Annotated in this window: 8 protein-coding genes and 3 pseudogenes; all 11 read left to right on the top strand. The window is 33.0% G+C overall.

The window, feature by feature from the left end:
• Positions 1–117 (top strand): annotated as a pseudogene (locus WMO19_RS09300) (23S rRNA methyltransferase); the annotation flags it as partial.
• Between the two features lie 315 nt (positions 118–432).
• Entirely contained in the window at positions 433–648 is a 216-nt protein-coding gene (locus tag WMO19_RS09960) for a type IV secretory system conjugative DNA transfer family protein (protein WP_435891060.1), read from the top strand.
• A 68-nt stretch (positions 649–716) separates the two neighbouring features.
• A complete protein-coding gene (locus WMO19_RS09955; RefSeq protein WP_435891059.1) occupies positions 717–1,118 on the top strand; it encodes a type IV secretory system conjugative DNA transfer family protein in 402 nt (133 codons plus the stop codon).
• Between the two features lie 36 nt (positions 1,119–1,154).
• A pseudogene (locus tag WMO19_RS09290) lies at positions 1,155–1,343 on the top strand (DUF4368 domain-containing protein); the annotation flags it as partial.
• Positions 1,344–1,407: 64 nt separating this feature from the next.
• Positions 1,408–1,980: a TetR/AcrR family transcriptional regulator gene (locus WMO19_RS09285; RefSeq protein WP_349171570.1), complete on the top strand. Its 573-nt coding sequence runs from the start codon at positions 1,408–1,410 to the stop codon at positions 1,978–1,980.
• Positions 1,981–2,083: 103 nt separating this feature from the next.
• Positions 2,084–3,823, top strand: coding sequence for an ABC transporter ATP-binding protein (locus WMO19_RS09280; protein ID WP_349171569.1), 1,740 nt, complete (start codon positions 2,084–2,086; stop codon positions 3,821–3,823).
• A complete protein-coding gene (locus WMO19_RS09275; protein WP_349171568.1) occupies positions 3,816–5,525 on the top strand; it encodes an ABC transporter ATP-binding protein in 1,710 nt (569 codons plus the stop codon). The genes WMO19_RS09280 and WMO19_RS09275 overlap by 8 nt, the downstream gene beginning before the upstream one ends.
• 2 nt (positions 5,526–5,527) lie before the next feature.
• A complete protein-coding gene (locus WMO19_RS09270) occupies positions 5,528–7,033 on the top strand; it encodes an ABC transporter ATP-binding protein (RefSeq protein ID WP_349171572.1) in 1,506 nt (501 codons plus the stop codon).
• Between the two features lies 1 nt (position 7,034).
• Positions 7,035–7,739, top strand: a complete 705-nt coding sequence (locus WMO19_RS09265; protein WP_025194627.1) for an energy-coupling factor transporter transmembrane component T — start codon at positions 7,035–7,037, stop codon at positions 7,737–7,739.
• Between the two features lie 10 nt (positions 7,740–7,749).
• On the top strand, positions 7,750–8,334 hold the full coding sequence (locus WMO19_RS09260) for an MptD family putative ECF transporter S component (RefSeq protein ID WP_000791747.1): 585 nt from the start codon (positions 7,750–7,752) through the stop codon (positions 8,332–8,334).
• Between the two features lie 262 nt (positions 8,335–8,596).
• Positions 8,597–9,010: pseudogene (locus tag WMO19_RS09255) on the top strand (sigma-70 family RNA polymerase sigma factor).
• Positions 9,011–9,097 lie beyond the last annotated feature (87 nt).

Genomic DNA, 9,097 nt, shown 5'->3' with positions numbered 1-9,097 from the left:
GAATTACGAGAACATTACAACAAGTCTAAAAAGGAGAAACAAATTATTCCACAGTGTACACCTGAAAAAGAAGAAGCTATCATGGATGCATTGAGACACTTCAAAATGATTGAATAGAAAGGAAGTTTATATTAATCATTACCTTACTGATGAAAAGCCTAATAAGGCGATTATTAAATTCGCCCTGCCTATGATTACCGGTTCATTTTTCCAACAGGTCTATACTTTAGTAGATTCTGCTGTCGTTGGTAAATACGTTGGCGAAGCAGCACTTGCTTCTATTGGAGTAAGCTTTGCCCTCTAATAGGCATAGGAGTAGCAGCTTTAATTAAATTCATTGTCTACAGCAAAGGCAAAAATGCAAAAAAGTTCAGGCAGGGAAAAGAGTATGGTTCAGCAAGATGGGGAACGAGAAAAGATATAGAACCGTATATGGATGAAAAGTTCCAGAACAATATCTTGCTTACACAAACAGAACGATTAACTATGAACGGCAGACCAGCTAATCCAAAGTATGCAAGAAACAAGAATATACTTGTCATAGGAGGTTCAGGCTCCGGCAAGACGAGATTTTATGTAAAACCGAATTTAAAGCAAATGCACTCGTCCTATTTTGTAACCGATCCTAAAGGAACGATAGTGATTTAGTGCGGTAAGATGCTTGAAGATAATGGATATGAGATTAAAATTCTAATCCCATAAACTTCAAAAGGTCTATGAAGTACAATCCATTCGCATGTATCCGTTCTGAGAAAGATATTTTAAAACTCGTTCAGACAATCATCTCAAACACGAAGGGCGAGGGAGAAAAAGCAGGTGATAACTTTTGGGTGAAAGCTGAGAAGCTCTACTATACGGCACTTATTGGATATATCTGGTATGAGGCTCCAAGAGAAGAAAAGAACTTTGCAACACTACTTGATATGATAGACGCTTCAGAGGTAATAGAAGATGATGAAACCTACATGAATCCGATTGATAGACTCTTTGAAGCATTGGAGAAGAAAGAACCGACACACTTTGCGGTGAAGCAATATAAAAAGTACAAATTGGCTGCTGGAGTAATAGAATTAAGGAGAACACTTAATCACTGTTTTAGTGAAACATGTACTTCTTAATTCTTTTTTATTTAAGAAATTAAGAGGAAGGAAGAAAAAGAACGAGCAAGAAAAGATCGACTTCATCAAAACTACCTCAAGCATAAAGCAAACGGCAAGCAAAAAGAATATGAGGAAAGATATAAGGCAAGGAAAGAGGAGAAAAAACAGGAGAAGCTAAAGGTTTTGAAAAGAACAGGGATACCGGTAAGCGAGTATAAAAATATGGAAACAAAGCTAACTTGACAAATATTGAATTTAGGTTTATTATTAAATTGAGATTCAGTATTTTATTCGAAAGAGGTGTGATATGGCACAAGTATTGAAAGAAGAAGTTAGAAATAGGATACTTGATGCAGCAGAAAAAGTATTTTATAAAAATGATTATAGAGGTGCTAAATTAACAGAAATTGCAAAAGAAGCAGATATTCCTGTGGCACTAATTTATACCTATTTTAAAAATAAGGAAGTTTTGTTTGATGCAATAGTAAGTTCTGTTTATATAAACTTCGAGTCAGCTTTTAATGAGGAAGAATCCTTGGAAAAAGGTTCTGCTTCTGAAAGGTTTGATGAGGTTGGAGAAAAATATATTCACGAGCTTTTAAAAGAGCGTAAGAAGTTAATTATTTTAATGGATAAAAGTTCAGGTACAAAGCATATAGAAGCAAAACAAAAACTCATATCGCAAATGGAGGCTCATATTGAAGTTAGTTTAAAGAGACAATCAAAAGAGGAATATGATCCAATGCTTGCCCATATTTTAGCCAGTAACTTTACTGAGGGGCTTCTTGAAATAGCAAGACACTATCAAAGTGAAAAGTGGGCAAAAGATATGCTAAAACTTATTGCAAGGTGTTATTACAAGGGAGTGGAATCCCTATAATGAGCACTAAGAAATAGACTTTGCGTAATCAGCAAAGTCTTACTTTAAACCTTAATACTGAATTAAGATTCAATATTATTCAATTTTGAAAGGAGCGTTGTTCATGCCAGAAAAAGAATTAAGGAAAAAAGTGATAGGGAAAAATGGTTTATCCAATTCACTTCTTACTTTAAAAATAGTATTTGATTTGATACCACAAATCTTACTTGTATATTTGATTAGTTCTTTAATCACAAGCAATATTAACGAAGGTAATTTAAAGTATTTATTCATTGGAATCTTTATATCATTTGTGTTAAAAGGCGTGTTTTACTATTTTGCAACAAAGATTGCTCATGAGAAAGCATACGAAAAATTAACAGAACTTAGGTTAGATATTATTGATCATCTAAAAAAACTAAGTTTAGGATTTTTTAAAGAACATAATACAGGAGAGCTTACCAACATTGTTCAGCATGATGTGGAACAAGTGGAAGTATACCTTGCCCATGGTCTTCCTGAAATAATGTCAGTTACACTTCTACCTACCATTATTTTTGTAGCCATGATTTTTGTGGATTGGCGTCTTGCTCTTGGAATGATTGCCGGAGTTCCACTTATGTATTTTGTAAAAGTTCTTTCACAGAAAACAATGGATAAAAACTTTGCTATTTATTTTAACCATGAAAACAAGATGAGAGAAGAGCTAATGGAATATGTAAAAAATATTTCTGTTATTAAGGCTTTTGCTAAAGAAGAGGAGATAAGTGAAAGAACATTAAAAACGGCAAGAGAATATGTTTACTGGGTTAAAAAGAGCATGGGGATGGTTACAATCCCAATGGGACTCATTGACATATTTATGGAAATTGGAGTGGTAATTGTCATGATTTTGGGAAGTATCTTTCTTTATCATGGGAATATTACAACACCTAATTTTATTCTTTCAATAATTTTATCGTCTGCTTTTACTGCATCTATAAGTAAGACTGCTACATTGCAACATTTTTCTATTGTGTTTAAGGAAGCATTAAAGTCCATAGGAAAAGTTTTAACAGTTCCGCTTCCAACCAAGAATACAGAACAAGGTTTAGAGTTTGGAAATATAGAATTTAAAGATGTGAATTTTGCATACGGAAAAGATGGTTTTGAGCTTAAAAATATCAATTTAACTTTTAAGAAAAATAGTTTGAATGCCTTTGTAGGAGCAAGTGGTTGTGGGAAAAGTACTGTATCTAATTTGCTTATGGGATTTTGGGATGCAGACGAAGGACAAATACTGATAAATGGAAAAGACATAAAAGAATATAGTCAAGAAAATATATCAATGCTGATTGGTAGTGTGCAACAGGAAGTTATCCTTTTTGATTTAAGCATTTTTGAAAATATAGCAATCGGAAAACTAAATGCAACAAAAGAAGAAGTTATAGAAGCAGCTAAAAAAGCAAGATGCCATGAATTTATTTCAGCATTGCCAAATGGATATGAAACACGAGTAGGTGAAATGGGAGTCAAGTTATCCGGTGGAGAAAAACAAAGAATATCAATTGCGAGAATGATTCTTAAAAATGCACCGATTTTAATATTAGATGAGGCAATGGCAGCTGTTGATAGTGAAAATGAAAGACTAATCGGTGAAGCGATTGATGATTTAAGTAAGGATAAAACTATCATTACAATTGCTCATCATCTAAATACGATTAGAGATTCAGACCAAATTATAGTTATGGATAAGGGCGTTGTTCTTGATGCAGGAAGCCATGAAGAGCTGATGAAAAGATGTGATTTTTATAAGGATATGGTTGAAGCACAGAACAAGGTAGATAGATGGAATTTGAAAGAGGTGGTAACAGAAAATGTTTAGAGAAATGTTAAAACTACTAACAAAAAGCGGCAAGAGAGATTTGATTATATCAAGTGTATTCTTTGCCCTTTATGGTCTCAGCTCCATAGCCATGATTGTTATCGTATTTTCTATACTGTTCCAAATCTTTGACGGAACGAGCTTAGCAAGCCTATATAAATATTTTATTTCAATTGGATTACTTGTAGTCTTCAAAGGTATTTGTAATATGGTCGCAGATATGAAAAAGCATAGTGCAGGTTTTGATATTGTTCAGCAAATAAGAGAACGCATGATTATTAAATTGAAAAAATTCAGCTTAGGATTTTATACCAATGAACGACTTGGGGAAATAAATACAATTTTACACAAAGATGTTGATAATATGTCCCTTGTTGTAGGACACATGTGGTCAAGAATGTTTGGCGATTTTTTGATAGGTGCAGTCGTATTTATTGGTCTTGCAAGTATTGATTTAAAACTTGCTATTCTAATGGCTGTATCTGTTCCGATTGCACTTATCTTTCTATATCTGACAATTAAGCAATCTGAAAAAATAGAGAATCAGAATAACTCAGCACTTCTTGATATGGTTAGACTATTTGTTGAATATGTGAGAGGAATACCTGTATTAAAGAGTTTTTCTAACAATAAGAGCTTGGATAATGAGCTTATGAATAAAACAAAGAAGTTTGGAGAAACAAGCAAAGCAGCTTCAAGATTCAAGGCAAAACAGTTATCTATATTTGGTTTTTTACTGGATATTGGATATTTAGTTCTTTTAATTGGAGGAACAATATTTGTTGTAAAGGGAAATCTTGATGTACTTAATTTTATTATCTTTGCGGTAATTTCAAAAGAGTTTTATAAGCCATTCGCTTCTATGGAACAACACTATATGTACTATGTTTCGGTGGTAGATAGTTACGAAAGACTTTCAAGAATTTTATATGCAGATGTAATCCCGGATAAAGTGAATGGAATTGTTCCGAAAGATAATGATATAGCTTTTGATAACATTGGATTTTCCTATGAAAAAGATGAATTTAAAATGGAAAAATTGAGCTTTTCTATTGCTGAAAAAACAATGACAGCCTTAGTTGGAGAATCAGGTAGTGGAAAGACCACTATAACCAACTTACTTCTAAGATTTTATGATGTGCATAAAGGAAAAATTACACTCGGAGGAATTGATATAAGGGATATTCCTTATGATGAGCTTTTAGACCGTATTAGCATTGTCATGCAGAATGTTCAATTGTTTGATAACACGATTGAAGAAAATATCAGAGTAGGTAAAAAAGGAGCTACAAAAGAGGAAATCATTGAAGCTGCAAAGAAAGCAAGAATACATGATTTCATTATGAGTTTACCAAAAGGTTATGAAACTGATATTGGCGAAAATGGAGGAATTTTATCAGGTGGACAAAGACAAAGAATATCTATTGCAAGAGCTTTTCTAAAAGATGCACCGATTTTAATTCTTGATGAAATGACAAGTAATGTTGATCCTGTAAATGAATCTTTGATACAGGATGCTATTACAGAACTTGCAAAGAATAGAACTGTACTTGTAGTGGCTCATCATTTAAAAACAATTCAAAAAGCTGACCAAATTCTCGTATTTCAAAAAGGAAATTTACTTGAAAAAGGAAAGCATGGTGAACTTCTTGCGAAAAATGGTTACTACACAAAATTATGGAAAGCTCAGTACGAGGTATAATCATGATTTTGTTAAAAAATGTTTCTTATGAATGGGAAGATGGGCGAACTGCTTTAAAAAATATCAATCTTGAAATTAAAAAAGGTGAATTTGTTTTAATTTCAGGGAAAAGTGGAAGTGGTAAAAGTACTCTTGGAAGTGTAATGAATGGTCTTATTCCACATTATTACAAAGGCAAAATGCAAGGAGAAGCCTTTGCGTCCGGAAAAGATATAAGCAAATTATCGCTTCATGAAATAGGGCGTATTGTAGGTACTGTATTTCAAGATCCAAGAAGTCAATTTTTCACGACAACGACAGATGAAGAAATAGCTTTTGGGCTTCAAACTATCTGCAAATCAAGATATGAAATCAAACAGAGAGTAGAAGAAGTATATGCAGAGCTGGATATTGAGGAACTGAAAGGAAAATCTGTTTTTGAATTATCAAGCGGGCAGAAACAAAAGATAGCTATTGCAAGCATCTATGCAATGAATCCGAAAGTTTTAATTTTAGATGAGCCTTCAGCAAATTTGGATATGAAAGCAACATTTGACCTATTTTTAATTTTGGAAAAATTAAAGAAAAAGGGAACAACTGTTGTTCTAATTGAACATCGTTTGTACTATGTAAAATCTTTATTTGACCGTTTTCTTTTGGTTAAAGATGGAGAGATTGCACAGGACTTGAGTCGGGAAGAAGTTATCCATCTTGAAGGGAAGTTTTGGGATGATAATGGACTAAGAACTCTTGAATTAAAAGAATACAGGATAAGTGAGAAGAAAGATTTATATCAATTAAATGATGAAAGTATCAGTGGGAAAGGCTTGAAATTTTGTTACCCAAGTGCAACTAAGGTTGGAAATAAGCAAAATCAATACATCTTAAATCATCTTGATTTCAATATGGAGTGTGGAAAAGCCATTGGTCTTATTGGGTTAAATGGTACTGGGAAAACTACTTTTGCAAGGGTAATTTCAGGACTTGAGAAGATAAAAGAGGGGAAAATATGGGCGGAAAAAGATAAAGAGTTGAATCGTAAAGATTTAATGGATATGTCATATTTTGTATTTCAGGATTCAGACTATCAGTTATTTTCGGAAAGTGTACTTGATGAAATGCTGCTTGGTATTTCAAATAAAGATAAAAAAGAAAATACCCAAAAGGCAAAGTCTATTTTGAATGTTCTTGGCTTAGATAAATATATAGATAAGCATCCGTTTGCTTTATCAAGAGGAGAAAAACAAAGACTGACAATAGCTTGTGGAATGATGAAACAGGCAAAAGTTTTCATCTATGATGAACCAACATCAGGTTGTGATAAAGACTCAATGCTTTCAGTCGCAAAACTGATTGAAGAACAATTAAAAAAAGGGATAACAGTTTTGGTAATAAGTCATGATTTTGAGTTTTTAGCGAACACAGTAAGCGAGCTGTGGGTAATGGGAGATGGAAAAATAGAAAGTGTTTTGAATATGAGTGAAAGTAATAAAATTCTCATATTGGACAAGATGAGAGGAGGTAGATAACTTGATGGATAGAAAAACAGTCGATCCGAGAATAAAACTTACTCTACTTCCAATTGTTGGATTTACGAGCTTTTTTATAAGCGATACAATTCTACTTTTCGGACTGATTCTCTTTGCCTTTTTTCTGTATGTATACAGCAGTATGTGGAAAAGAGCATTACGCTTTATTTTGTTTTTTGTGATTTTATACTGCATAGAGTTATGGCTTGGAAAGTTTTGTGAAGCAAGTATCGTATTTGCAATATATATGTTTATTTACTTTGCATCAAGGATGACCTTAATTGCTATGTTTGGTGGATATATAACAAAGACTACAAGTGTAAGTGAAATGCTTGAAGCATTAAATAGAATGAAAGTACCAAGAAGCATTGGTATACCTTTTAGTGTTTTGCTTAGGTTTGTACCAACTATAAAAATAGAACTCAAGGCATTAAAAGAGAATATGAAGATTCGAGGAATCGTAACAAGTAGATTTTTCCCCTTGCTACATCCAATTAAATATATTGAATATACGCTTGTTCCGCTTTTAATGAGAATGATTAAGATTTCAGATGAACTGTCAGCTTCAGCACTCATTAGAGGACTTGATAGTGATGAGAACAGGGTTACATTAACAAAATTGAGGTTTAGAACAACGGATTTGTTGATTGGACTATTAGGAGCTTTGATGATTGCTCTTGTGATAGTAATACAGAAAATTTATTAGGAGGACTTTTATGAAAAACAAATTAAATGGTCGTGATTTTATTACAATCGGAATCTTTAATGCAATTGGAATTGTCATATACATGGCGGTTGCATTTGCTATGGCAACAACAGTGATTGGAGGATTTATTGCTTCAGGAGTTAGCTTTATGGTAGCTGCTACCGTTTATATCCTTATGGCTTTGAAAGTTAAAAAGAAGGGCGTATTTACAATATCAGGAACGCTTCTTGGTTTAATTGCATTGTCAGGAGGACATTTGCCTCATGCAGTCTTTGCTGTAATCGGTGGAATTATATGTGATTTGATTATAGGAAATTATGAGAGCAAGGGACGAATGATTATTGGATATGGGATATTTGCATTAGCGGATTTTTTAGGGACAGTAATTCCTGTGATTTTATTCGGAACAGCTTCTTTTGTGGAAAGAGCATCAAAATGGAAAATGAGTGAAGCACAAATAAATGAAGCATTATCTTATTTCAAAGTTTCATGGGCAGTAGGCTTTGCCTTGATAACATTTGTTCTTGCTTGCATAGGAGCATTCGTTGCAACAAAGATACTCAAAAAGCATTTTGAAAAAGCAGGAGTGATTTAATAATAAATTTACTTAGGAGGGAAAATAATGGAGGGATAATTATGTCAAAACTTATAGTTTCGGTTTTCACAGAACGATATAATTATCCTTTTTTATTCTTGGAATTGCTTACACATAGCAATAATACTTTACCAGAAACGACCAAATAGAAAATTATATAAAACATTAGTTTTTAAGCCGAGAGGACTTTTTACGCCAAAGTGTAGAAGTCCTCCTTTTTTTGTCTAAAAACGCAGACAAAAAAAGAAATGGAGGAAATTAAATGCCAAAAGAATATTACCTTTATGTCAACGGACAAAGGGTTAAAGTCAGCGAGCAGATATATAAAGTCTACTGGCGAGAAAAAGAACACGAAAAGTATTTAGAGCAGGCGGACAAGAAAAACCACTTGCTCTTTTTTTCATCATTGGATCATGACGGGAATTTTGTAGACAATATCATAGATGAAAGAATAGACTTAGAAAAAATTGTAGAAGTCAAAATGCAAATTGAAGAATTAAACAAGGCGTTAGCTACATTCACAAAAAAGAAAGAGAGTTAATGGAAGCCATCTTTTACAGAGAAGAAAGTCTAAGGTCGATTGGCAAAAAAGAAAAAGTAAGCTATCAAGCAATCGGAAAAAAGGAGGGATAAGATTTTAGAAAAGCTAAGAAAACTTTTAGAAGATAAATTCTAAAAAATGTTGGAAGGTTAAGTATCAAAGAAAGGTGCTTAGCCTTTCTTTGTTTGGAACACAACAATATTGAAATGGAGGAATGAAAAA

It is taken from the genome of Peptoniphilus hominis (ex Hitch et al. 2025) (genome assembly GCF_040096015.1).
GTDB classification, from domain to species: Bacteria; Bacillota; Clostridia; order Tissierellales; family Peptoniphilaceae; genus Peptoniphilus_A; species Peptoniphilus_A hominis.
Note: the sequence above shows the minus strand (reverse complement) of the source record. Positions and strands in the feature narration are given on the sequence as shown.

Bases quoted from the DNA above. Each gene is read 5' to 3' on its own strand.
- WMO19_RS09280 (WP_349171569.1), top strand. From the start codon at position 2,084: ATGCCAGAAAAAGAATTAAGGAAAAAAGTGATAGGGAAAAATGGTTTA.
- WMO19_RS09260 (WP_000791747.1), top strand. From the start codon at position 7,750: ATGAAAAACAAATTAAATGGTCGTGATTTTATTACAATCGGAATCTTT.
- WMO19_RS09275 (WP_349171568.1), top strand. From the start codon at position 3,816: ATGTTTAGAGAAATGTTAAAACTACTAACAAAAAGCGGCAAGAGAGAT.
- WMO19_RS09285 (WP_349171570.1), top strand. From the start codon at position 1,408: ATGGCACAAGTATTGAAAGAAGAAGTTAGAAATAGGATACTTGATGCA.
- WMO19_RS09270 (WP_349171572.1), top strand. From the start codon at position 5,528: ATGATTTTGTTAAAAAATGTTTCTTATGAATGGGAAGATGGGCGAACT.
- WMO19_RS09960 (WP_435891060.1), top strand. From the start codon at position 433: ATGGATGAAAAGTTCCAGAACAATATCTTGCTTACACAAACAGAACGA.
- WMO19_RS09955 (WP_435891059.1), top strand. From the start codon at position 717: ATGAAGTACAATCCATTCGCATGTATCCGTTCTGAGAAAGATATTTTA.